Genomic DNA, 23,434 nt, shown 5'->3' with positions numbered 1-23,434 from the left:
TGACCGCCCGAGGAGTTTCATGACTACGCATGTCGCTACACATCATGCTGCTACACATTTAGTCTGGCTGCGCAACGACCTGCGCATTACCGATAATCTGGCGCTGTTCGCGGCCTGTCAGGATCCGAATGCCACCGTGCTGGCCGTCTTTATCGCGACGCCTGCACAATGGGGAAAGCACGATATGGCGCCGCGGCAGGCGACCTTTCTGCTGGAAAATCTGACGTCGGTGCAGCACGCGCTGGCCGAGAAAGGGATCCCGCTGCACTACCATGAATGTGCTGACTTTGCGGCATCGGTTGACTGGCTGGTGCAATTTTGTGCGCAGCAGCAGGCCACCGACCTTTTCTACAACTATCAGTATGAAATCAACGAACGCCTGCGTGATAAGCAGGTAAAAGATCGGCTGGCGGATAGTGTGGTTTGCCACGGCTACCATGACAGTCTGTTGCTGCCGCCGGGCAGTGTGCTTACGGGCAACGGCGAGATGTATAAAGTATTTACGCCATTTCGTCAGGCTTTTATCAAACGACTGTTGGAAGCGGAGACGACATGCGTGCCGGCACCGGACGCGCGCGGTGAACCTATCCATAATATGACGGCACTGGCGCCGTTCAGCTATCCGCAGCGCGAGGTGGATAGCGACGATTTCCCCTGTGGTGAACGTGCGGCGTTGCAGCAATTGCGCCGTTTTTGCCGCGAACAGGTACAGGATTACGACCAGCAGCGGGATGTCCCGGCGCTGCCCGGCACCAGCAAGCTTTCTCCCTATCTGGCACTGGGGATCGTCTCGCCGCGCCAATGTTTTAATCGTCTGCGCGCCGAGTGCCCGGATATGCTGGAACGGCGTGAAGGCGGGGCGTTTACCTGGTTTAACGAGCTGGTCTGGCGCGAATTTTATCGTCACCTGATCGTGTCCTGGCCGCAGCTGTGTAAACACCGTCCGTTTACCGCCTGGACGCAGTGGGTGAAATGGCGAGAATCATCAGAGGATTTAGCCGCCTGGCAGAAGGGTAAAACCGGCTACCCGATTGTGGATGCGGCGATGCGTCAACTGAATGAAACGGGCTGGATGCACAATCGCCTGCGTATGATCTGCGCCAGTTTTCTCGTCAAAGATTTGCTGATCGATTGGCGTGAAGGCGAACGCTACTTTATGTCGCAACTGCTGGATGGCGATCTGGCGGCGAATAACGGCGGCTGGCAGTGGGCGGCATCGACAGGTACCGATGCTGCACCTTATTTTCGCATTTTTAACCCGACAACGCAGGGCGAGCGCTTCGACCCTGAAGGTCGGTTTATTCGTCACTGGCTGCCTGAACTGGCTGCCGTGCCGGATAAAGATATTCATCAGCCCCATCGATGGGCTGACAAACATCATCATCAGCTGAACTATCCGCTGCCTATCGTCGACCACAAAACCGCACGTCAGAACACGCTGGCGGCGTTTGAGGCGGCAAAAAATATCGGTATGGCGGATAACGATCGAGAAGAGAACAATAAGTATGCGTAATGTGGAACTGGAAAGAATTATTAACGAGAAACTGAGCACGGAGACGTTTCAGGACTACGCGCCGAACGGTTTACAGGTTGAGGGGCGTGCAGAAGTAAAACGTATTGTGACGGGCGTAACGGCCTCACAGGCGTTGCTGGATGCCGCAGTAGAAAAGCAGGCCGATGCCATTCTGGTTCATCACGGCTATTTTTGGAAAAACGAACCGCAGATTGTTTGTGGCATGAAACGTAACCGGCTGAAAACGCTGCTGGTCAATGATATCAATCTGTACGGCTATCACCTGCCGCTGGATGCACACCCCGAACTGGGGAATAACGCCCAACTGGCGGCGCTGCTGGAGATTCAGGTGCAGGGGATGATTGAGCCGCTGGTGCCGTATGGCGAGCTGGCGCAGCCCATGACGGCGGATGCTTTTTGCCGCCGAGTAGAAAAGCGGCTGGGGCGTACCGTGCTGCATTGTGGGGATAATGCACCGCAACAGATACAGCGCGTGGCCTGGTGTACCGGCGGTGGACAGGGCTTTATTGAGCAGGCGGCCCGATTTGGCGTCGATGCTTTTATTACCGGTGAAGTGTCTGAGCAAACCATCCACATCGCGCGCGAAATGGGGCTGCACTTCTTCGCTGCCGGGCACCATGCGACCGAGCGCGGCGGCATTCGGGCGTTGGGTGAGTGGCTGGCAGAACAGCACGGTTTTGATGTGACATTTATTGATATTCCTAACCCTGCGTGATGGGCTGAAAGTCTCTGTATCGCACATGAATGATGCTGCATTTTTTATGTTGGCATCGTTGTTGCTTAGCTGTTGGGAAGAAAACGTATAGGTAAGCAACGTTAATCATTTGGCCATGTTCACCATGATGGATAAAACGCGATTCAGGAGGAAAGATTGCAACGAGCACGATGTTATCTTCTGGGCGAGAGAGCGGTCGTTCTGGAACTGGAACCGCCTATGTCGCTGGAGAGCCAGCAGCGGATATGGGGGCTTGCCGAGCGCCTGAATCACCATGAAGAGGTGCTGGAAGCGATTCCGGGCATGAACAATCTGACGGTATTGCTGGCGAACCCGCAGCAGGTGGCGCTGGATGCGCTTGAACGCTTGCAGCGTTGGTGGGAAGAGAGTGAGTCGCTGGTGTTTGACCCACGCGATATCGACATTCCCGTCGTTTATGGCGGAGAAGCGGGGCCGGATCTGGCGGAAGTTGCCGTTCACAGTGGCCTGAGCGAGCATCAGGTTGTGGAAGCGCATGCGTCTGCACAGTATGTGGTCTACTTTTTGGGCTTTCAGCCGGGCTTTGCCTACCTCGGTGGGTTAAACGAGAAGCTGCATATGCCGCGTCGCGCCGAACCGCGCCTGCGCGTCCCAGCAGGATCTGTGGGGATTGGCGGTGCGCAGACGGGGATTTATCCGCTGGCGACACCGGGCGGCTGGCAACTGATTGGTCGCACTTCGCTGAAATTGTTTAATCCACAGACGATGCCACCCACGCTGCTGCGCCCTGGCGATAACGTTCGGTTTCTGCCACAGAAGGAGGGCGTATGCTGAAAGTTATCCATGCCGGATTGCATACTTCGGTGCAGGACGGTGGCCGTGTCGGTTTTCGTCGTTTAGGAATCAGCCAGTCAGGTGCGCTCGATCTGCCTGCTCTGACGATGGCTAACCTGCTGGTGGGCAACGCAGAGAATGCGGCCGCGCTGGAAATTACGCTGGGCAAGTTTACCGCAACATTCACTACCGCCTGCTGGGTGGCGCTGACTGGGGCAGACTGCCATGCCGACCTTGATGGCAAACCGCTCTGGACAGGCTGGCGTTTCGCCGTGAAGCCGGGACAAACGTTAAAAATGCGCATGCCGCGTAACGGAATGCGCAGCTATCTGGCCCTGTCCGGTGGCATAGATGTGCCGGAAGCACTCGGTTCGCGCAGTACCGATTTGAAAGCGAGTTTTGGTGGTTTTGACGGACGTTTGCTGATGGACGGCGATGAGCTTCCGCTGGGTACGCCGACTCGTGAACTGACGCGGGAAGTCGGCATTAAGCAGCTGTTGTTCAGCAACCGCGTGCGGGCATTGCCGGGGCCGGAGTATCAGGAGTTCAGCGAAGAGATGCGGGAGCTGTTCTGGCGAACCTCCTGGCAGTTGAGCCCGCAAAGTAACCGCATGGGCTACCGTTTGCTCGGTGCTGAGCTACAGCGTTCTGCCTTGTCAGGCAACAAACCGCGCGAACTGCCATCGCATGGACTGCTACCGGGCGTCGTGCAGGTTCCACACAATGGTCACCCTATCGTACTGCTGGCGGATGCGCAGACAACCGGCGGTTACCCGCGTATTGCGACGGTGATCGAAGCGGATTTATTCCATCTGGCGCAAATCCGACTCGGTGAACCGATCCATTTTATTCACTGTACGCAGGCACAAGCGCAAAAAGCGGGCGAGGAACAGCGACGTTACCTCGAACAACTTGCATGGAGGCTACATGATTATTGATTTGAATGCCGATCTGGGCGAGGGCGGAGAGAACGACGAAGCGTTGTTGAAGCTAGTGACCTCGGCCAATATTGCTTGCGGATTTCATGCTGGCGATGCGCAAACCATGCGTCAGTCAGTGCGTTGGGGAATCGGTTATGGGGTTGCGCTTGGCGCTCACCCGAGCTTTCCCGATCGTGAAAATTTTGGCCGTAAGGCAATGAATGTGCCTGCAGAAATTGTCTTTGCACAAATGGTGTATCAGCTTGGCGCGCTCAGCGCGATTGTCGCTGCTGAAGGGGGCACGCTGTCGCACGTAAAGCCCCATGGTATGCTTTACAATCAGGCCGCATGCGAACCGGCGCTGGCCGATGCGATAGCCAAGGCGGTGAAGGTCGTCAATCCCGCGCTGCGTCTGGTCGGGCTGGCGGGCAGTGAGTTAATCCGAGCCGGGCAACGGCTAGGGCTGGAGACGCGTCAGGAGGTGTTCGCCGATCGCTGTTATCTGCCTGATGGAACGCTGGTGCCACGCACTCAGGCGGGAGCGCTGATTAACAGCGATGAGTTGGCGTTGGCGCAGACGCTGGAAATGATCCAGCGCCAGCGGGTCAGAGCAATCGACGGTTCCTGGGTTGCTGTGCGGGCGGATACCGTGTGTATTCACGGCGATGGACAACATGCATTGCTGTTTGCGCGCAAATTACGTAGCTGCTTTAGCGAGCACCAGATAACGGTTGCTGCGGCATAATCATTATTTTTTGTAGGGCGGGGATAAGCGATGAAAACCGTTTTGATCACGGCGTTTGAACCTTTTGAGGGCGAAGCGATTAATCCCTCATGGGAAGCGGTAAAAGTGCTTCATCAGCGGGAAGTCGGCGGTGCACGCGTGGTCGCCTGCCGTTTATCGTGTGTTTTTGATTTGTCGCTGGAAGAACTTTACCGCGCCATAGCGGAATGGCAGCCGGAAGTGGTGATCGCGGTGGGGCAGGCGGGCGGTCGTACTGATATTTCTGTCGAACGTGTGGCGATTAATATTAATGATGCCCGCATTGCCGATAACCGAGGCAACCAGCCGATTGATACGCCCATCGTCGAAAAAGGGCCCGCAGCCTATTTCTCGACATTGCCGGTGAAAGCGCTGGTGCAGGCGTTACGTGTGGCGGGGATTCCTGCCTCGGTGTCGCAAACCGCGGGGACGTTTGTCTGCAACCATGTGATGTACGGGCTTTTACATCAGTTACATCAACAGGGTGATGTGGTGCGCGGCGGGTTCGTTCACATTCCCTATTCGCCGGAACAGGCTGCGCGACACCCCGGTGAGCCGAGCATGCCCACGCCGCTAGTGACGGCGGCGCTGGAAGTGATGATCAAGCAGTCGCTGGCGCAGCAGGTTGATGTGGCGGTGACGGGTGGTGCCCTGCATTAGTTCGGTTAATCGCGTAATACGCAAAGCGTCTGATTTTCAGGGAGTAAGGTATGCCGGAAGGGCCGGAAATTCGCCGGGCGGCCGATAAGCTCGTTGAGGCCGTTGTGGGAAAAACGCTGACGCATGTCTGGTTTGCGTTTCCTGAGTTGAAACCGTACGAGGCAGAATTGGTCGGACAGCAGGTCAGGCAGATTGCAACGCGCGGAAAAGCGTTGCTGACCTATTTTAGCAATGATCGTGTGCTGTATAGCCACAACCAGCTGTATGGCGTGTGGCGCGTGGTCAATGCCGGTGAATCGCCGGAAACGAAGCGGGATTTGCGCGTTCGGCTGGAGACACAGGATCGTGCCATTCTGCTCTATAGCGCATCAGATATTGAGATGCTGACGCCGGAGGCACTCACCACTCATCCTTTCCTGCAACGTATTGGTCCTGATGTCTTGGATCTTTCCCTGACACCTGAACAGGTGTATGAGCGTTTGCTGCTACCACGTTTTCGTCGTCGCCAGTTTAGCGGACTGCTGTTGGATCAGGCTTTTCTGGCGGGGTTGGGAAATTACCTGCGCGTCGAAATTCTCTGGCAGGCACAGTTGGCGCCGCAACACACGGCAGCACAGCTGAATGAGGAACAGTTGCAGACGTTAAGTCAGGCGCTACTGGCGATTCCCCGGCTGTCCTACAACACGCGCGGCACCGTTGATGAAAACCACCATCATGGCGCAATTTTCTCGTTCAAGGTTTTCCATCGTGATGGGGAAAGCTGTGAGCGCTGCGGCGGAATCATTGAAAGAACGATGCTGTCATCACGCCCATTCTATTGGTGCCCGCACTGTCAGAGATAAAGGAAGACGTGCCGTTTTTTAGATTAATTGAAAAGGATTTCGTGTGAGTAATAGAAATGACATTAGGGATGGTTCTCTCAGTACTGATTTCCGTATTCCAATCTAGATGAATCTCAGTATGAGGTAAAAAAACAAAGGCCGGAAAGTCCGGCCTTTTGTGTTGATACAGAATAGATTAATCGTGCTTCAGATTAGACGCGAAGTCACGTTTGTCGTAGCCAGTGTACAGCTGACGCGGACGGGCAATCTTGATGCCGTCGTCGTGCATTTCGTTCCAGTGTGCAATCCAGCCCACGGTACGCGCCATCGCGAAGATAACGGTAAACATGGAAGACGGAATACCCATCGCTTTCAGGATGATACCTGAATAGAAGTCCACGTTCGGGTACAGTTTCTTCTCAATGAAGTACGGGTCGTTCAGCGCGATATGCTCCAACTCCATCGCCACTTCCAGCAGATCGTCTTTTCTGCCCAGCTCTTTCAACACTTCATGGCAGGTTTCACGCATGACTTTGGCGCGTGGATCGTGGTTCTTGTACACGCGGTGGCCGAAGCCCATCAGACGGAAGGAGTCGTTCTTGTCTTTTGCACGCTCGATAAATGCCGGGATGTGTTCCACGCTGCTGATCTCTTCCAGCATACGCAGACAGGCTTCGTTCGCGCCACCGTGCGCCGGTCCCCACAGCGAGGCGATCCCCGCGGCGATACAGGCAAACGGGTTCGCGCCAGACGAGCCAGCGGTACGTACGGTAGAGGTTGAGGCGTTTTGTTCGTGATCGGCATGCAGGATCAGAATACGGTCCATGGCGCGTTCCAGCACCGGATTCACAACATATTCTTCACAAGGCGTAGAGAACATCATGTGCAGGAAGTTACCTGCGTAGGACAGGTTGTTTTTCGGATAAACAAACGGTTGACCCAGTGAATATTTGTAGCACATTGCCGCGACGGTCGGCATTTTGGACAGCAGGCGGTAGGCCGCGATTTCGCGGTGGCGCTCAATGTTAATGTCCAGTGAATCGTGGTAGAACGCCGCCAGCGCGCCGGTCACGCCGCACAATACGGCCATTGGGTGTGAATCGCGGCGGAAACCGTGGAACAGACGGGTAATCTGCTCATGAATCATGGTATGGCGGGTCACGGTCGTCTTGAAGGTTTCATACTGTTCTGTCGTCGGGACTTCACCGAACAGCAGGATGTAACATACTTCAAGATAGTTGGATTTTTCAGCCAGTTGGTCAATCGGGAAACCGCGGTGCAGCAGGATGCCTTCGTCACCGTCGATATAGGTAATCTTTGATTCGCAAGATGCAGTAGAGGTAAAACCGGGGTCAAATGTGAAGTAACCTTTAGAACCGAGGGGACGAATATCAATCTCATCATGTCCTAGAGTGCCGGATAGGACATTTAGCTCAATTGGTTCTTTACCTTCTAGAGTAAGTGTTGCTTTTTTATCAGCCATTTACAGTCTCCTTAGCGCTTTAATTTTAAAAATTTTCACTGAAGAAATACCGTCATGCCTGTGCACCGGCAAAGAAAATGGCCGGTGAAACTCTGTCGTGACACAGTCGTCAAATAGGGTACAGAGTAAGGCGGATTGCCGCATTCAGGATGAAAAATTCGTTCTCCAGGTAATTAACAATATTCAGATAATGAGTTGCGCTCTGAATAGATTCTAGTCATTACCTATGACTTTTACGTGGACTCTCTCCCCACTGTTACATAAGTTACGCCAGTGTGGAAGTGTCGCCGTGTGCTTTAACACATCATAAGGAACTCAATCCCCTAGTTGTAATTGAAATGTTGAACTTTTGTCAAATCAGATAATTAATTTTATATAAATTGTGAAATTCGTGATCTAAATCACTGTTCGGGGCAAATGTCACCAAACAGTTTGTATGGGAATTGTAATAGGAATGTGAAGGACCTATACTGCCGCCAGGTCTCCGGAATCACCCTGCAGTAGGAGCACCCAGTATGAAAGGATCATGCGCTGTTTAGACACCGGAATGTCGATGTTTGAGCGCGTATCGTAAACCCACTCTTCAGGGCTGCAACTTTCATACTGTCTGACCTCACATCAGGCCCGGAGGAAGAAACAATAATAAAAGCTGTGTGGGCAAATCCGTGAAAAAACAAAGACCTGTCAATCTGGAATTGCAGACGATCCAGTTTCCCGTTACTGCGATAGCATCTATTCTTCACCGCGTCTCCGGCGTTATCACCTTTGTCGCTGTCGGTATTTTACTGTGGCTGTTAGGCACTTCTCTTTCTTCAGAGGAAGGATTCCTGCGTGCTGCGGAAATTATGGATAGCTTCATCGTCAAATTTATCGTTTGGGGCATCCTCGTTGCGTTGGCTTATCACATTGTTGGTGGTTTACGTCATCTCTTGATGGATTTTGGCTATATAGAAGAAGACCTTGCCGCAGGTAAGCGTTCTGCAAATATCTCCTTTATTATTACTGTCGTGCTTTCAATTCTGGCTGGAGTCCTCGTATGGTAAGCAATGCTTCTGCGTTAGGACGCAATGGCGTACACGATTGGTTACTGATTCGCGCTTCCGCCATCGTCATTGTTCTGTATGTAATTTATATCATTGGTTTTATTGCTACGGCTGGCGATATCACGTATGAAATCTGGCGTGGTTTCTTCTCGATGGCTCTCACCAAAGTATTCACACTGCTAACGTTATTTTCCATTCTGGTTCATGCCTGGATAGGGATGTGGCAAGTGCTGACCGACTACATTAAACCGCTGGCCTTACGCCTGACTTTACAGTTGGCGATTGTCGTAGCGCTGTTGGTGTACGTCATTTATGGAACTATTGTGGTGTGGGGTGCGTGATGAATTTGCCAGTCAGAGAATTTGATGCAGTTGTTGTTGGCGCCGGTGGCGCAGGTATGCGCGCCGCGCTGCAAATCTCCCAAATGGGCCTGTCCTGTGCCCTGTTATCGAAAGTCTTCCCAACCCGTTCCCATACCGTGTCCGCGCAGGGCGGTATTACCGTTGCGCTGGGTAACACCCATGAGGACAACTGGGAATGGCACATGTATGACACCGTAAAAGGGTCGGATTACATTGGCGATCAGGACGCGATTGAATATATGTGTAAAACCGGACCGGAAGCGATTCTGGAGCTGGAACACATGGGATTACCGTTCTCCCGTCTGGATGATGGCAGCATTTATCAGCGTCCGTTCGGTGGTCAATCCAAGAACTTTGGCGGCGAGCAGGCCGCACGTACGGCGGCTGCCGCTGACCGTACTGGTCACGCGCTACTGCATACGCTGTATCAGCAGAACCTGAAAAATCATACGACTATTTTCTCCGAATGGTACGCCCTCGATCTGGTGAAGAACCAGGATGGCGCGGTAGTCGGCTGTACGGCGATCTGTATCGAAACCGGTGAAGTCGTTTATTTCAAAGCGAAAGCGACCGTACTGGCAACGGGCGGTGCGGGCCGTATCTATCAATCCACGACCAACGCACACATTAATACGGGTGACGGCGTAGGCATGGCATTGCGTGCCGGTGTTCCGTTGCAGGATATGGAAATGTGGCAGTTCCACCCAACCGGTATCGCTGGTGCGGGTGTGCTGGTGACCGAAGGCTGCCGCGGTGAAGGCGGCTACCTGCTGAACAAGCACGGTGAACGTTTCATGGAACGCTACGCGCCGAACGCGAAAGATCTGGCAGGCCGTGACGTTGTTGCACGTTCCATCATGATCGAAATTCGTGAAGGCCGCGGCTGTGAAGGTCCGTGGGGTCCTCATGCCAAGCTGAAGCTGGATCATCTGGGTAAAGACGTTCTGGAATCCCGTCTGCCGGGTATTTTGGAACTGTCCCGTACGTTTGCGCACGTCGATCCGGTGAAAGAGCCGATTCCGGTTATCCCAACCTGCCACTATATGATGGGCGGTATCCCGACTAAAGTGAGCGGTCAGGCGTTGACGGTGAATGAGAAAGGCGAAGACGTGGTGATTCCAGGGCTGTTCGCCGTGGGTGAAATTGCCTGTGTATCGGTGCATGGCGCCAACCGTCTGGGCGGTAACTCGCTGCTCGATCTGGTGGTATTCGGTCGTTCTGCTGGTATTCACCTGCAAGAGTCTCTGGAAGAGCAGGGCACCAGCCGTGATGCCAGCGATTCCGATATTGAAGCATCGCTTGATCGTCTGAACCGCTGGAACAATACCCGTTCAGGGGAAGATCCGGTTGAAATTCGTAAGGCGCTGCAATCCTGTATGCAGAATAACTTCTCGGTCTTCCGCGAAGGTGATGCGATGGCGAAAGGGTTGGAAGAGCTGAAAGTTATCCGCGAACGCCTGAAAAATGCGCGTCTGGATGACACCTCAAGCGAGTTCAACACCCAGCGTATCGAGTGCCTGGAGCTGGATAACCTGATGGAAACCGCCTATGCGACAGCGGTATCCGCCAACTTCCGTACCGAAAGCCGTGGCGCACATAGCCGCTTCGACTACCCAGAGCGTGACGATGAGAATTGGCTGTGCCATTCGTTGTATCTGCCGCAAACCGACAGCATGACGCGCCGCGAGGTGAACATGCAGCCTAAACTGCGTCCGGCGTTCCCGCCGAAAGTACGTACTTATTAATTGCGGAGATCAAACGATGAAACTCGAATTTTCTATTTATCGTTACAACCCGGATGTTGACGATGTTCCGCGGATGCAGGATTACCAGTTGGAAGCGGAAGAAGGCCGCGACATGATGCTGCTGGATGCGCTGATGTTGCTGAAAGAGCAGGACCCGACGCTGTCATTCCGTCGTTCCTGCCGTGAAGGTGTCTGCGGATCCGATGGCGTTAACATGAACGGCAAAAACGGGCTGGCCTGTATTACGCCAGTTTCTGCGTTACGTCGCGGAAACAGCAAAATTGTTATCCGTCCTTTACCTGGATTACCGGTTGTACGTGATTTGGTAGTGGACATGGGACAGTTCTATGCCCAATATGAGAAAATAAAGCCTTACCTGTTGAATAATGGGAAAAATCCGCCGGCGCGTGAGCATCTGCAATCGCCCGATCAACGTGCCAAGCTGGATGGGTTGTATGAATGCATCATGTGCGCCTGCTGTTCAACGTCTTGCCCGTCGTTCTGGTGGAACCCGGACAAATTTGTTGGGCCTGCGGGACTGTTGGCGGCTTACCGTTTCCTGATCGACAGTCGCGATACGGAAACCAAGCCACGGCTGGACGAGTTGGACGATGCGTTCAGCGTCTTCCGCTGCCACGGCATCATGAACTGTGTGAACGTGTGTCCGAAAGGGCTGAACCCGACCAAGGCTATCGGTCATATTAAATCGATGCTGTTGCACCGCAGCGCGTAACGCGTTATTGCATAAAGATTAAGTAGTAAAACATGTATCTCCCTCTGAAGTTGCTATTCTTCAGAGGGAGCGCAGGAAACCTTTAAAAACCGGCTTACGCGCCAGAACCGGTTTTTAAAGGTTCCTTAGGGGGGATGGATACCCTAAGCGCGTACCGATGTACGACAAGTGAACCGTTTGTAGGGTAAACGATATACGGGCACTAAATTACATGTTAACCACGGCGAAAACTGAAGCTTATTAGCTTAAGGGATCATAATGCAGAACGGCGCAATGAAGGCCTGGCTGGATTCCTCCTATTTGGCGGGTGCGAATCAGTCCTACATAGAGCAACTCTATGAAGATTTTTTAACCGATCCTGACTCGATCGAACATAGCTGGCGCTCGATCTTCCAGCAATTGCCTACGAGTGGGGTCAAACCGGATCAACTCCATTCCAAAACGCGTGAATATTTCCGCCGTCTGGCGAAAGACGCTTCGCGCTTTACCTCATCAGTCACCGATCCCGATATTGATGCTAAGCAGGTCAAGGTATTGCAGCTGATCAATGCGTTCCGCTTCCGTGGACATCAGCGTGCTAACCTGGACCCGATTTTCCTGCGCCCCCAAGAGCCAGTGGCAGAATTGGATCTGGATTACCATAACCTGACGCAGGATGACCTACAGGAATCCTTCAACGTGGGTTCTTTTGCCATCGGCAAAGACACCATGAAGCTGGAAGACCTGTATGAAGCACTGAAGCGCACCTATTGCGGTTCTATCGGTGCGGAATACATGCACATCACCAGTACGGAAGAGAAGCGCTGGATCCAGCAGCGTATCGAATCGGTAATGGGGCAACCGTCATTTACGATAGACGAGAAACGCCGTTTCCTGAAAGAGTTAACCGCAGCCGAAGGGCTGGAGCGTTATCTGGGTGCCAAATATCCCGGCGCTAAGCGTTTCTCGCTGGAAGGCGGTGATGCGCTGGTTCCGATGTTGAAAGAGCTGATTCGCCATGCGGGTGCAAACGATACGCGTGAAGTCGTGTTGGGGATGGCGCACCGTGGCCGCCTCAATGTGCTAATCAACGTATTGGGCAAAAAATCTCAGGATCTGTTCGACGAGTTCGCCGGAAAACATAAAGAACATCTGGGTACGGGTGACGTTAAATATCATCAGGGCTTCTCGTCTGAATTTGAAACTGCTGGTGGTCTGGTGCACTTGGCGCTGGCGTTCAACCCCTCGCACCTGGAGATCGTCAGCCCGGTTGTGACGGGATCGGTTCGTGCGCGTCTTGACCGTCTTAATAGCCAGAGTGGCCCGCGTGTTCTGCCAATCACCATTCACGGCGATGCGGCAGTCAGTGGTCAGGGTGTGGTGCAGGAACTGCTGAATATGTCGACGGTGCGTGGCTACGAAGTCGGTGGCACGCTGCGTATTGTTATCAATAACCGTATCGGCTTCACCACGTCTAACCCGCTGGATATTCGCTCCACCGAGTACTGTACCGATATCGGTAAAATGGTGCAGGCGCCTATTTTCCACGTTAACGCAGACGATCCCGAAGCGGTGGCGTTTGTGACGCGTCTGGCGCTGGATTTCCGTAATGCCTTCAAACGCGATGTGTTTATCGATTTGATTTGTTACCGCCGTCACGGTCATAACGAAGCTGACGAGCCAAGTGCAACGCAGCCGATGATGTACCAGAAGATCAAAAAACACCCTACGCCGCGTAAGGTGTATGCCGATCGTCTGGAGCAGGAAAAATCCATCACGCCGGAAGATGCCACCGAAATGGTCAACCTGTACCGCGATGCGCTGGATGCGGGTGAATGTGTGGTGGAAGAATGGCGTGAAATGGACATGCAGTCCTTTACCTGGACGCCGTATTTGAACCATGAATGGGATGAGCCTTATCCGCACGCAACAGAAATGAAACGCTTGCAGGAACTGGCGAAGCGTATCAGTGAAGTGCCGGAAGGGATTGATGTGCATCCTCGCGTTGCCAAAGTCTATGCTGACCGTGCTGAAATGGCCGCAGGCAACAAGCTGTTTGACTGGGGCGGAGCGGAAACGCTGGCCTACGCGACGCTGGTCGATGAGGGTATTCCGATTCGCCTGTCCGGTGAGGATAGCGGCCGCGGTACGTTCTTCCATCGTCATGCTGTCGTGCATAACCAGAAAAACGGTTCCAGCTACACGCCGCTGAATCATGTGCATAACGGACAGGGCGCGTTTAACGTCTGGGACTCCGTATTGTCCGAAGAAGCGATTCTGGCGTTTGAATACGGGTATGCGACCGCAGAACCGCGCACGCTGACCATCTGGGAAGCGCAGTTTGGTGACTTCGCCAACGGTGCGCAGGTGGTTATCGACCAGTTCATTAGCTCCGGCGAGCAGAAGTGGGGCCGGATGTGTGGTCTGGTGATGCTGCTGCCGCACGGTTACGAAGGTCAGGGTCCTGAGCACTCGTCTGCGAGACTGGAACGTTATCTGCAATTGTGCGCTGAGCAAAATATGCAGGTTTGTATTCCGTCAACGCCTGCGCAGGTGTATCACATGCTTCGCCGCCAGGCGCTGCGTGGAATGCGCCGTCCGCTGGTGGTCATGTCGCCGAAATCCCTGTTACGCCATCCGCTGGCGATCTCTTCACTGGAAGAACTGGCGAACGGTTCCTTCCAGCCAGCGATTGGTGAAATAGAAGAATTAGATCCGGCCGCCGTGAAGCGTGTCGTGCTTTGTTCCGGCAAGGTCTACTATGATTTGCTGGAACAGCGCCGCAAGAACGAGCAAAAAGATGTCGCGATCGTCCGTATCGAGCAACTTTATCCGTTCCCGCATCAGGCAGTACAAGCGGCACTGGAATCTTTTGCCCATGTTCACGATTTCGTGTGGTGTCAGGAAGAGCCGCTGAATCAGGGAGCCTGGTATTGCAGTCAGCACCATTTCCGTGAAGTGATTCCGTTTGGGGCTTCTTTACGTTACGCAGGACGCCCGGCGTCTGCATCACCCGCCGTTGGCTATATGTCCGTACACCAGAAACAACAGCAAGATCTGGTCGATGACGCGCTGAACGTTGATTAAATAAAAGGATAGATAATGAGTAGCGTAGATATTCTTGTACCCGACCTGCCTGAATCCGTCGCTGACGCCACTGTTGCGACCTGGCATAAAAAACCAGGCGATAGCGTTCAGCGCGATGAAGTACTGGTTGAAATTGAAACTGACAAAGTTGTACTGGAAGTGCCTGCCTCTGAAGCTGGCATTCTGGATGCCGTGCTGGAAGAAGAAGGCGCTACGGTAACGTCTCGCCAGTTGCTGGGCCGCATCCGCCGTGGCGACAGCTCTGGTAAAGAAACCAGTGAGAAGTCACAGAGCAAAGAATCAACACCGGCACAGCGTCATACCGCTGGGCTGGAAGAAGAGAATAGCGACGCGCTTAGCCCGGCGATCCGCCGTCTGATTGCCGAGCACGATCTCGATGCCTCTGCGATCAAAGGCAGCGGCGTAGGCGGTCGGATTACTCGTGAAGACGTCGATACGCATTTGGCTGCTCAGAAGAAAGAATCTGGCAAAGCGGCTAAGTCTGAGGCTCCGGCGGCTTCTCCTGCATCGGCTTTGGGTGCGCGCAGTGAAAAACGCGTACCGATGACGCGCCTGCGTAAGCGTGTTGCAGAGCGCCTGCTGGAAGCGAAAAACAGCACGGCCATGTTGACGACGTTCAACGAAATCAACATGCAGCCCATTATGGATCTGCGCAAGCAATACGGCGAAGCGTTTGAGAAACGTCATGGTGTGCGTCTGGGCTTTATGTCCTTCTACATCAAAGCCGTGGTTGAAGCGCTGAAGCGTTACCCTGAAGTAAATGCCTCTATTGATGGCGAAGATGTGGTTTACCACAACTATTTCGATGTCAGCATTGCGGTTTCTACTCCGCGCGGTCTGGTTACGCCAGTACTGCGTGATGTGGATGCGCTGGGCATGGCCGACATTGAGAAACGTATCAAGGATCTGGCCGTGAAAGGTCGTGACGGCAAACTGACGGTTGAAGAACTGCTGGGCGGTAACTTCACGATTACCAACGGCGGCGTCTTTGGTTCTCTGATGTCTACCCCGATCATCAACCCACCGCAGAGTGCGATTCTGGGTATGCACGCCATTAAAGATCGCCCGATGGCGGTGGATGGTCAGGTTGTTATTCTGCCGATGATGTATCTGGCGCTGTCTTACGATCACCGTTTGATCGACGGTCGTGAGTCCGTTGGCTTCCTGGTGACGGTGAAAGAGATGCTGGAAGATCCAGCGCGTCTGCTGTTAGACGTTTAGTCTGACGGGTAGGCTCTCGGGCGGATAATCCTGACGATTTCCGCCCGAAATATACAGATTAAGTGCTATGTAGGCCGTTTTTTCTCAACGGCGTTATCCAAATATATCAGAGAGTTATTGGCGTTTTTCGCTACCGAAAGAGTCGGTGATGAAAAACCGCCTGCCGACTTATCTCCAAACCTAAATGGATAGAACATCATGAATTTACACGAGTATCAGGCAAAACAACTCTTTGCTCGATATGGTTTACCGGCACCGACCGGCTATGCCTGTACCACACCGCGTGAAGCGGAAGAAGCCGCGTCTAAAATTGGTGCGGGTCCGTGGGTCGTAAAATGTCAGGTTCACGCAGGCGGCCGCGGTAAAGCGGGCGGCGTTAAAGTCGTCAGTAACAAAGAAGATATCCGCGCCTTTGCTGAAAACTGGTTAGGCAAAAAACTCGTTACTTATCAAACTGACGCACAGGGTCAACCGGTTCATCAAATCCTGGTTGAAGCAGCAACAGATATCGACAAAGAGCTTTATCTGGGCGCAGTTGTTGACCGTGGCACGCGTCGCGTGGTGTTCATGGCATCCACCGAAGGTGGTGTAGAAATTGAAAAAGTGGCGGAAGAAACGCCAGAGCTGATTCATAAAGCAGCGATCGATCCGCTGGTAGGGCCACAGCCTTATCAGGGACGCGAGTTGGCCTTCAAACTGGGCCTGAGCGGCAAGCAAGTGGCACAGTTCACCAAAATCTTTATGGGTCTGGCGACGCTGTTCCTGGAGCGCGATCTGGCGCTGGTAGAAATTAACCCGCTGGTTATCACCAAGCAGGGCGATTTGGTGTGTCTGGATGGCAAACTCGGCGCGGACGGTAATGCGCTGTTCCGTCAGCCTGAGCTGCGTGAAATGCGTGACCCAAGCCAGGAAGATTCCCGTGAAGCGCACGCGGCACAGTGGGAACTGAACTATGTTGCGCTGGACGGCAATATTGGCTGTATGGTGAACGGTGCTGGCCTGGCGATGGGCACGATGGACATCGTGAAGCTGCACGGCGGTTCTCCTGCAAACTTCCTCGACGTTGGCGGCGGCGCGACGAAAGAACGTGTTACCGAAGCGTTCAAAATTATCCTGTCTGATGACAAGGTAAAAGCTGTCTTTGTTAACATCTTTGGCGGCATTGTACGTTGCGATTTGATCGCTGACGGCATCATCGGCGCGGTAGCCGAAGTGGGTGTTAACGTACCGGTTGTTGTGCGTTTGGAAGGAAACAATGCGGAGCTGGGTGCCAAGAAACTGGCGGATAGCGGCCTGAATATTATCGCCGCGACCAGCCTGACGGGTGCCGCTCAGCAGGTTGTTGCAGCTGTGGAGGGTAAATAATGTCCATTCTGATTAATAAAAATACCAAAGTTATCTGTCAGGGTTTTACCGGTAGTCAGGGGACATTCCACTCTGAGCAAGCACTTGCTTACGGTACACAAATGGTCGGTGGTGTGACGCCGGGTAAAGGCGGCACGGAGCATCTGGGCCTGCCCGTATTTAATACGGTGCGTGAGGCAGTAGAAGCGACGGGCGCAACCGCATCCGTTATCTACGTTCCGGCTCCATTCTGTAAAGACTCCATTCTGGAAGCGATTGACGCAGGTATCGAACTGATTATCTGTATCACCGAAGGTATCCCGACGCTGGATATGCTGACGGTGAAAGTCAAACTCGACCAGAGCGGCGTGCGGATGATCGGTCCGAACTGCCCAGGTGTGATCACGCCGGGTGAATGTAAGATCGGTATTATGCCTGGCCATATCCACCTGCCGGGTAAAGTGGGTATCGTTTCTCGTTCAGGTACGCTGACGTATGAAGCCGTGAAGCAAACGACCGATGCCGGGCTGGGTCAGTCCAGCTGTGTCGGTATCGGCGGTGACCCGATCCCAGGCTCTAACTTCATCGATATTCTGAAGCTGTTTGAACAGGATCCGCAGACCGAAGCCATCGTTATGATCGGTGAAATCGGCGGTACGGCGGAAGAAGAAGCGGCGGCGTATATTAAAGAACACGTAACTAAGCCGGTTGTCGGCTACATTGCGGGTGTGACGGCGCCGAAAGGCAAGCGCATGGGCCACGCGGGTGCAATCATCGCGGGTGGTAAAGGTACGGCTGACGATAAATTCGCGGCGTTAGAAGCAGCGGGTGTTAAAACCGTTCGCAGCCTGGCGGATATCGGTGATGCAGTAAAAGCGATATTAGCGCGTTAATCGATTATTCGATTAAATACTCTAGCCACCTTCGGGTGGCTTTTTTTTATTCAAATTTAGCCATTGAGGTTAATCGACACAATTGAATTGCACATGACTTTTTCGTGGTTTTATTGGATAATTCGCGCGCCTGAAAAGGCTGATTAGTGATAAGCAGAAATGAAGAATATTTCATTGAGTTCATGTAAACAGGGAATGATTAATTAATTTGCCTTAAGGGGATGTTGTGTGAAAGGAAATATAAAAGCGCTGATGCTGGCATTATCTGTATTTACCTGCGCTGCCAGCGCACAGTCTATTAATATTGAAGTGCTGAGTGCGACGGTTAAAGATAAAAAGATTGATGATGCGGCGGTGATTCTACAGAAGAACGGTGCGCAGTCAGTAACCGCTCGCTCTGATGCCGCTGGCCGCGTGGCGCTTAATGCACCATTTGCAGTGGATCAGGACAGTCTGCTGATCATTAAAAAAGAAGGTTATTCCGATCTGGTAGTAAAGTGTCCGTGTGATGGAATGACTTATGCTATTAGTCCAGTAATGAAAAATCTGGATGGTATGAGAATTGTATTAACCTGGGGTGAAAGACCTTTCGATTTAGATTCTCATCTTATTTATCCGGATAATCATATTTATTTCCAACACAAGAAAGGACGCGATGCCAATCTTGATGTTGATGATACCGATAGCTTTGGGCCGGAAACCATCACCATTGATAAAAAGCGTTTAGGTGAAAGTTATATTTATGCTGTTCATGATTATACGAACGGTGATAAAACTAATTCACCAGCACTTTCCGCAAGTAGTGCAAAAGTATTTGTCTATGTTGGGAGTTCATTAGTGCGGACGTATTCCGTACCACTGAATAAAGCAGGGAATATCTGGACGGTTTTCCGTCTTAACCCTAACGGTGATTTTGAAGATATCAATGCCGTTGGCGAGGCCGATTTCTCAAAAGCGAAGGATGGTAATGCGTTGCCAATGGTGCTTAACCCGGCACAGACAGCCACTTCAGTTACCGGAAATACCGCACTGGCAAAAACGCTCAATCGTGACGGTGAGGCTGCCTATGGACGCGGTGAACTGGAACAGGCCACGACGCTGTTCCTGGCTGCGATCGAGCAGGACAGCGCATTTGGTCAGGCATACAGCAACCTGGGTTTGGCTTATCAAAAGCGGGGTAACATTGCCGAAGCTATTTGGGCTAACCGTAAAGCGATTGCGCTGGCAAACGGTAGCAATGCGGCAACCACGCGTGCCAGTTCGTACTACAACATTGCAAAAATCTACGAGAATGCGGGTCAGTTCAGTGATGCACTTCAGCATTATGAGCTTGCGAGAAGCCAGAAAAGTAACACGGTTTACGATAAGGCTATCGAGCGCATGAAAGCGAAGATGTAAATCACCGCAGTGTGCTTCGTCTCACCTTATCTGTTATCACCGCGGAGGCCTCTTGGCCTCCGTTTTTGCATCCCGCGTGACAAACCGACGGCATACTGGAGAAGGGCAGGGCAGTTTGATAAGAAATATCGCGTTGTGGTCAGAAATAAAAAATAAAAATCTGACATAAAATAGAAGATAAGAAAAGCATGTGAATAATCGATAACAGGAAGTAAAAATTATATTGCTGAATTAATTTTAATTAAACCGAAAAGTCACAATGCATTAACAATAGGTACAATAAAGAAATTAATGCAACGCATCAATCACGAGAAAAGCGTTAAATTGTTTTAGATCAAAAAACGCCTCTGGATATAATTTCTGAAATAGGCTTAAATTGCGCGAGGTCAATTATCGTCTTTCGAGCCTTTTAGTAGAAAAGTTGATTTGAAGCCAAAAACCTAGTCTGGGTCACGTAAAAACCTATTTATTGTAGGGGATTACAGGCGTAATATACGGCTACCTCCCTATGGGGTACGCTACTTGTAATACTTGTGATTTATCTTGAACTTGCTGTCGGGGTATGACTGCCCTGGTGAACGGTATTTATAGCGTTTGTTACAGCCTGTGTTAAAGCAATTCTTGTTGTGTTCTTTTTGGGTGTAATGGCCGGATGTTTGGCGGCTTGTCAGCGTTTGCAAGCTAATCCCTTCCTGCGAGGAGCAAGGAGTCAAAATGTTTGATGTAGTCGAACTGTCACGTTTACAGTTTGCCTTAACTGCAATGTACCATTTTCTATTCGTACCATTAACGCTGGGGATGGCGTTTTTGCTGGCGATTATGGAAACGGTATATGTGCTGTCCGGCAAACAAATCTATAAAGATATGACCAAATTCTGGGGCAAGTTATTCGCTATTAACTTCGCTCTGGGGGTCGCTACCGGATTGACCATGGAGTTTCAATTCGGGACCAACTGGTCATATTTCTCTCACTACGTCGGGGATATTTTCGGCGCGCCGTTGGCAATTGAAGGCCTGATGGCATTCTTCCTGGAATCGACCTTTGTTGGCTTGTTCTTCTTCGGCTGGGACCGTTTAGGAAAAGTACAGCATATGGCCGTTACCTGGCTGGTCGCGCTGGGCTCTAACTTCTCCGCACTGTGGATTCTGGTTGCCAATGGCTGGATGCAGAACCCCATCGCATCGGATTTCAATTTCGAAACCATGCGTATGGAAATGGTGAGCTTCGCCGATCTGGTACTGAACCCGGTTGCTCAGGTGAAATTCGTTCACACGGTGGCCGCAGGTTACTGTACGGGCGCGATGTTCATTCTGGGTATCAGTTCTTACTATCTGCTGAAAGGCCGCGACATTGCATTTGCCAAGCGTTCATTCGCTATCGCAGCAAGCTTCGGTCTGGCTTCTGTTCTGTCTGTTATCGTACTGGGTGATGAATCCGGTTATGAAATGGGCGACGTGCAGAAAACCAAACTGGCGGCGATTGAAGCCGAATGGGAAACCCAGCCGGCACCAGCATCCTTTACGCTGATCGGCATCCCGAACCAGGATACGATGGAAAATAACTACGCCATCAAGATCCCTTATGCTCTGGGGTTAATTGCTACTCGCTCTACTGACAAAGAAGTGACGGGTCTGAAAGAGCTGATGGCGATGCATGAAGTGCGTATCCGCAATGGTATGAAGGCTTACCAATTGCTGGAAGAATTACGTGCGGGTAACACCGATCCGGCAGTCAAAGAAGCGTTCGATCAGTCTAAACAGGATCTGGGCTATGGCCTGCTGCTGAAGCGCTATACGCCGAAAGTCTCTGATGCGACAGAAACGCAGATTAAACAAGCCGTTAAAGATTCTATCCCACGCGTTGCGCCGCTGTACTTCTCTTTCCGTATCATGGTGGGCTGCGGCATTCTGATGCTGTTGATCATCGGCTTGTCTTTCTGGACCGTTCTGCGTGGCAAAATTGGTCAGAAACGCTGGCTGCACCGCGTTGCGCTGTATGGTATTCCGCTACCGTGGATCGCTATTGAAGCTGGCTGGTTTGTGGCTGAATACGGCCGTCAACCGTGGGCCATCGGTGAAATTCTGCCAACGGCAGTCGCAACGTCATCACTGACAGCGGGAGACATCCTGTTCTCAATGGCGCTGATCTGTGGTCTGTATACGCTCTTCCTGATTGCAGAAATGTATCTGATGTTCAAATACGCACGTCTGGGGCCGAGCAGCCTGAGAACAGGGCGCTACCATTTTGAACAACCTATAGCGGCTGCGCAGGAAGCACGGTAAACAGGAGTCCACTATGTTTGAATATGAAGTCTTACGTTTTATCTGGTGGCTGTTGATCGGTATTTTGCTGATTGGCTTCGCTATCACTGATGGTTTTGACATGGGCGTGGGCATTCTGGTGCGTCTGATGGGACGTGGCGATACCGAGCGTCGTGTCATGATTAACAGCATTGCGCCGCACTGGGACGGTAACCAGGTCTGGTTGATCACCGCAGGTGGCGCGCTGTTTGCTGCCTGGCCGATGGTTTACGCTGCCGCGTTCTCCGGTTTCTACATTGCCATGATTCTGGTGCTGGCCTCATTGTTCTTCCGTCCTGTCGGCTTCGATTACCGTTCAAAAATCGAAGACCCACGCTGGCGTGGCATGTGGGACTGGGGCATCTTCATCGGTAGCTTTGTTCCGCCAGTTGTTATTGGCGTTGCGTTTGGCAACCTGTTGCAGGGTGTGCCGTTCCACGTCGATGAATATCTGCGTCTGTACTACACCGGAAACTTCTTCCAACTGCTGAATCCGTTTGGTCTGTTGGCGGGTGTGGTGAGTCTGACGATGATTCTTGCTCAGGGTGCAACCTACCTGATGATGCGGACCACGGGCGATCTGCACGTGCGTTCCAAATCTGCCGCGCAGATTTCCGCGCTGGTGATGATGGTGGCATTTGCTCTGGCAGGCGTATGGGTTGTTTACGGTATTGATGGTTATGTCGTGACGTCTGCGATTAACACTGCCGCTGAATCTAACCCGCTGCGTAAAGAAGTCGTTCATCAGGCGGGTGCCTGGCTGATTAACTTCAATAATCATCCGATCTTGTGGGCGATTCCTGCTTTGGGCGTAGTATTGCCGGTGCTGACTACTCTCATGGCACGTGCAGAGAAAGGTGCATGGGCATTCCTGTTCTCTTCTTTGACGATTGCTTGTGTGATTCTGACTGCTGGGATTGCCATGTTCCCGTTCATCATGCCGTCAGTTACCGTGCCTAACGTCAGCTTGACGATATGGGACGCGACGTCGAGCCTGCTGACGCTGAAAGTGATGACAGTGGTTGCGATTATTTTCGTACCTATCGTGCTTTCTTATACCGCATGGTGTTACTACAAGATGTTCGGTCGCATTACCAAAGAGCAGATTGAGCAAAACACTCACTCTATGTACTAAGTAAGGAGCTTAATTTATGTGGTATTTTGCCTGGATACTCGGAACGCTTCTTGCTTGCTCACTGGGGATTATTACGGCCCTGGCGCTTGAGCAGAGTGAGGCAAGCAAAGCGGCTGAAGAAGATAAGCAATGAGTGATCTGGTCGATAAACTCTATCGCCTGATGGATAAGAGCCCGATAAGGGCTCTTTCCCTTATCATGGCGTTGCTGCTGGCGGGCTGTGTATTCTGGGATCCGACGCGCTTCGCGGCGCGCACCAGCGAACTCGCGGTTTGGCAGGGGCTACTGCTGATTTGGGCCGTCTGTGCTGGCGTTGTTCATGGCGTTGGTTTTCGTCCGCATCGCCTGCTCTGGCGCGCGTTTTTCGCACCACTTCCCGCCTTTGTGATCCTGTGCGCAGGATTGTACTATTTCTTCGGTTAAAATAGTCTCCTATTCCATTTAGTTATGGGTTGCTTGCAGC

General features: G+C 52.3%; 21 protein-coding genes. 20 read left to right on the top strand and 1 reads right to left on the bottom strand.

The annotated features are described in order from the left end of the window. Positions 1–19: 19 nt before the first annotated feature. The 7 genes from phrB (at position 20) to nei (ending at position 6,247) form a co-directional block, all read left to right on the top strand. On the top strand, positions 20–1,513 hold the full coding sequence (phrB, locus tag I2D83_RS15865; protein ID WP_205946898.1) for a deoxyribodipyrimidine photo-lyase: 1,494 nt from the start codon (positions 20–22) through the stop codon (positions 1,511–1,513). Beyond that, positions 1,506–2,249 (top strand): type 2 GTP cyclohydrolase I, encoded by a 744-nt coding sequence (locus I2D83_RS15860; protein ID WP_015839505.1) that lies wholly within the window; start codon positions 1,506–1,508, stop codon positions 2,247–2,249. Before phrB ends, I2D83_RS15860 begins: the two co-directional genes overlap by 8 nt. Positions 2,250–2,405: 156 nt before the next feature. Then, a complete protein-coding gene (gene pxpB / locus I2D83_RS15855; RefSeq protein WP_205946897.1) occupies positions 2,406–3,062 on the top strand; it encodes a 5-oxoprolinase subunit PxpB in 657 nt (218 codons plus the stop codon). Next, a complete protein-coding gene (pxpC, locus tag I2D83_RS15850) occupies positions 3,056–4,000 on the top strand; it encodes a 5-oxoprolinase subunit PxpC (RefSeq protein ID WP_205946896.1) in 945 nt (314 codons plus the stop codon). Before pxpB ends, pxpC begins: the two co-directional genes overlap by 7 nt. Then, the gene (gene pxpA / locus I2D83_RS15845; RefSeq protein WP_181829394.1) at positions 3,990–4,727 is read left to right on the top strand and encodes a 5-oxoprolinase subunit PxpA; all 738 of its coding nucleotides are present in this window, start codon (positions 3,990–3,992) and stop codon (positions 4,725–4,727) included. The genes pxpC and pxpA overlap by 11 nt, the downstream gene beginning before the upstream one ends. A gap of 30 nt (positions 4,728–4,757) precedes the next feature. Further along, positions 4,758–5,405 carry a pyroglutamyl-peptidase I gene (gene pcp, locus I2D83_RS15840; RefSeq protein WP_015839509.1) on the top strand — a complete coding sequence of 216 codons (648 nt, stop codon included), beginning with the start codon at positions 4,758–4,760 and terminating at the stop codon, positions 5,403–5,405. A 50-nt stretch (positions 5,406–5,455) separates the two neighbouring features. Beyond that, entirely contained in the window at positions 5,456–6,247 is a 792-nt protein-coding gene (gene nei, locus I2D83_RS15835; protein ID WP_205946895.1) for an endonuclease VIII, read from the top strand. Positions 6,248–6,422: 175 nt separating this feature from the next. On the opposite strand, the gene I2D83_RS15830 is transcribed toward nei, so the two are convergent. Continuing rightward, complete coding sequence (locus tag I2D83_RS15830) at positions 6,423–7,709, bottom strand: citrate synthase (RefSeq protein WP_181829396.1); 1,287 nt, start codon at positions 7,707–7,709, stop codon at positions 6,423–6,425. Between the two features lie 653 nt (positions 7,710–8,362). On the opposite strand from I2D83_RS15830, the gene sdhC reads away from it, so the two are divergent. The 13 genes from sdhC (at position 8,363) to ybgE (ending at position 23,394) form a co-directional block, all read left to right on the top strand. Continuing rightward, positions 8,363–8,752, top strand: a complete 390-nt coding sequence (gene sdhC, locus I2D83_RS15825; RefSeq protein WP_015839512.1) for a succinate dehydrogenase cytochrome b556 subunit — start codon at positions 8,363–8,365, stop codon at positions 8,750–8,752. Then, positions 8,746–9,093, top strand: a complete 348-nt coding sequence (gene sdhD / locus I2D83_RS15820) for a succinate dehydrogenase membrane anchor subunit (RefSeq protein ID WP_015839513.1) — start codon at positions 8,746–8,748, stop codon at positions 9,091–9,093. Before sdhC ends, sdhD begins: the two co-directional genes overlap by 7 nt. Further along, complete coding sequence (sdhA, locus tag I2D83_RS15815) at positions 9,093–10,859, top strand: succinate dehydrogenase flavoprotein subunit (RefSeq protein ID WP_015839514.1); 1,767 nt, start codon at positions 9,093–9,095, stop codon at positions 10,857–10,859. The genes sdhD and sdhA overlap by 1 nt, the downstream gene beginning before the upstream one ends. A gap of 16 nt (positions 10,860–10,875) precedes the next feature. Further along, complete coding sequence (locus tag I2D83_RS15810; protein WP_180778378.1) at positions 10,876–11,592, top strand: succinate dehydrogenase iron-sulfur subunit; 717 nt, start codon at positions 10,876–10,878, stop codon at positions 11,590–11,592. Positions 11,593–11,850: 258 nt separating this feature from the next. Continuing rightward, positions 11,851–14,658 carry a 2-oxoglutarate dehydrogenase E1 component gene (sucA, locus tag I2D83_RS15805; protein WP_205946894.1) on the top strand — a complete coding sequence of 936 codons (2,808 nt, stop codon included), beginning with the start codon at positions 11,851–11,853 and terminating at the stop codon, positions 14,656–14,658. Between the two features lie 15 nt (positions 14,659–14,673). Then, on the top strand, positions 14,674–15,900 hold the full coding sequence (odhB, locus tag I2D83_RS15800) for a 2-oxoglutarate dehydrogenase complex dihydrolipoyllysine-residue succinyltransferase (RefSeq protein WP_205946893.1): 1,227 nt from the start codon (positions 14,674–14,676) through the stop codon (positions 15,898–15,900). A 198-nt stretch (positions 15,901–16,098) separates the two neighbouring features. Then, positions 16,099–17,265, top strand: coding sequence for an ADP-forming succinate--CoA ligase subunit beta (gene sucC, locus I2D83_RS15795; RefSeq protein WP_015839518.1), 1,167 nt, complete (start codon positions 16,099–16,101; stop codon positions 17,263–17,265). Then, complete coding sequence (gene sucD, locus I2D83_RS15790; protein ID WP_014914674.1) at positions 17,265–18,137, top strand: succinate--CoA ligase subunit alpha; 873 nt, start codon at positions 17,265–17,267, stop codon at positions 18,135–18,137. Before sucC ends, sucD begins: the two co-directional genes overlap by 1 nt. Before the next feature lie 228 nt (positions 18,138–18,365). Then, a complete protein-coding gene (locus I2D83_RS15785; RefSeq protein ID WP_369986530.1) occupies positions 18,366–19,535 on the top strand; it encodes a YfaP family protein in 1,170 nt (389 codons plus the stop codon). A 714-nt stretch (positions 19,536–20,249) separates the two neighbouring features. Continuing rightward, positions 20,250–21,818: a cytochrome ubiquinol oxidase subunit I gene (cydA, locus tag I2D83_RS15780; protein ID WP_015839520.1), complete on the top strand. Its 1,569-nt coding sequence runs from the start codon at positions 20,250–20,252 to the stop codon at positions 21,816–21,818. Between the two features lie 13 nt (positions 21,819–21,831). Continuing rightward, the gene (gene cydB / locus I2D83_RS15775; RefSeq protein WP_015839521.1) at positions 21,832–22,971 is read left to right on the top strand and encodes a cytochrome d ubiquinol oxidase subunit II; all 1,140 of its coding nucleotides are present in this window, start codon (positions 21,832–21,834) and stop codon (positions 22,969–22,971) included. Positions 22,972–22,987: 16 nt separating this feature from the next. Next, positions 22,988–23,104 (top strand): cytochrome bd-I oxidase subunit CydX, encoded by a 117-nt coding sequence (gene cydX / locus I2D83_RS15770; protein WP_015839522.1) that lies wholly within the window; start codon positions 22,988–22,990, stop codon positions 23,102–23,104. Continuing rightward, positions 23,101–23,394, top strand: coding sequence for a cyd operon protein YbgE (gene ybgE / locus I2D83_RS15765; RefSeq protein ID WP_039302106.1), 294 nt, complete (start codon positions 23,101–23,103; stop codon positions 23,392–23,394). Before cydX ends, ybgE begins: the two co-directional genes overlap by 4 nt. Positions 23,395–23,434: the final 40 nt, after the last annotated feature.

The sequence above is a fragment of the Pectobacterium aroidearum genome (assembly GCF_015689195.1).
Taxonomy (GTDB): domain Bacteria; phylum Pseudomonadota; class Gammaproteobacteria; order Enterobacterales; family Enterobacteriaceae; genus Pectobacterium; species Pectobacterium aroidearum.
Note: the sequence above shows the minus strand (reverse complement) of the source record. Positions and strands in the feature narration are given on the sequence as shown.

Bases quoted from the DNA above. Each gene is read 5' to 3' on its own strand.
- I2D83_RS15860 (WP_015839505.1), top strand. From the start codon at position 1,506: ATGCGTAATGTGGAACTGGAAAGAATTATTAACGAGAAACTGAGCACG.
- I2D83_RS15830 (WP_181829396.1), bottom strand. From the start codon at position 7,709: ATGGCTGATAAAAAAGCAACACTTACTCTAGAAGGTAAAGAACCAATT.
- sdhD (WP_015839513.1), top strand. From the start codon at position 8,746: ATGGTAAGCAATGCTTCTGCGTTAGGACGCAATGGCGTACACGATTGG.
- odhB (WP_205946893.1), top strand. From the start codon at position 14,674: ATGAGTAGCGTAGATATTCTTGTACCCGACCTGCCTGAATCCGTCGCT.
- ybgE (WP_039302106.1), top strand. From the start codon at position 23,101: ATGAGTGATCTGGTCGATAAACTCTATCGCCTGATGGATAAGAGCCCG.
- cydX (WP_015839522.1), top strand. From the start codon at position 22,988: ATGTGGTATTTTGCCTGGATACTCGGAACGCTTCTTGCTTGCTCACTG.
- cydA (WP_015839520.1), top strand. From the start codon at position 20,250: ATGTTTGATGTAGTCGAACTGTCACGTTTACAGTTTGCCTTAACTGCA.
- sucD (WP_014914674.1), top strand. From the start codon at position 17,265: ATGTCCATTCTGATTAATAAAAATACCAAAGTTATCTGTCAGGGTTTT.
- I2D83_RS15810 (WP_180778378.1), top strand. From the start codon at position 10,876: ATGAAACTCGAATTTTCTATTTATCGTTACAACCCGGATGTTGACGAT.
- pxpA (WP_181829394.1), top strand. From the start codon at position 3,990: ATGATTATTGATTTGAATGCCGATCTGGGCGAGGGCGGAGAGAACGAC.
- phrB (WP_205946898.1), top strand. From the start codon at position 20: ATGACTACGCATGTCGCTACACATCATGCTGCTACACATTTAGTCTGG.
- pxpC (WP_205946896.1), top strand. From the start codon at position 3,056: ATGCTGAAAGTTATCCATGCCGGATTGCATACTTCGGTGCAGGACGGT.
- cydB (WP_015839521.1), top strand. From the start codon at position 21,832: ATGTTTGAATATGAAGTCTTACGTTTTATCTGGTGGCTGTTGATCGGT.
- sucA (WP_205946894.1), top strand. From the start codon at position 11,851: ATGCAGAACGGCGCAATGAAGGCCTGGCTGGATTCCTCCTATTTGGCG.
- nei (WP_205946895.1), top strand. From the start codon at position 5,456: ATGCCGGAAGGGCCGGAAATTCGCCGGGCGGCCGATAAGCTCGTTGAG.
- sucC (WP_015839518.1), top strand. From the start codon at position 16,099: ATGAATTTACACGAGTATCAGGCAAAACAACTCTTTGCTCGATATGGT.
- pcp (WP_015839509.1), top strand. From the start codon at position 4,758: ATGAAAACCGTTTTGATCACGGCGTTTGAACCTTTTGAGGGCGAAGCG.
- sdhA (WP_015839514.1), top strand. From the start codon at position 9,093: ATGAATTTGCCAGTCAGAGAATTTGATGCAGTTGTTGTTGGCGCCGGT.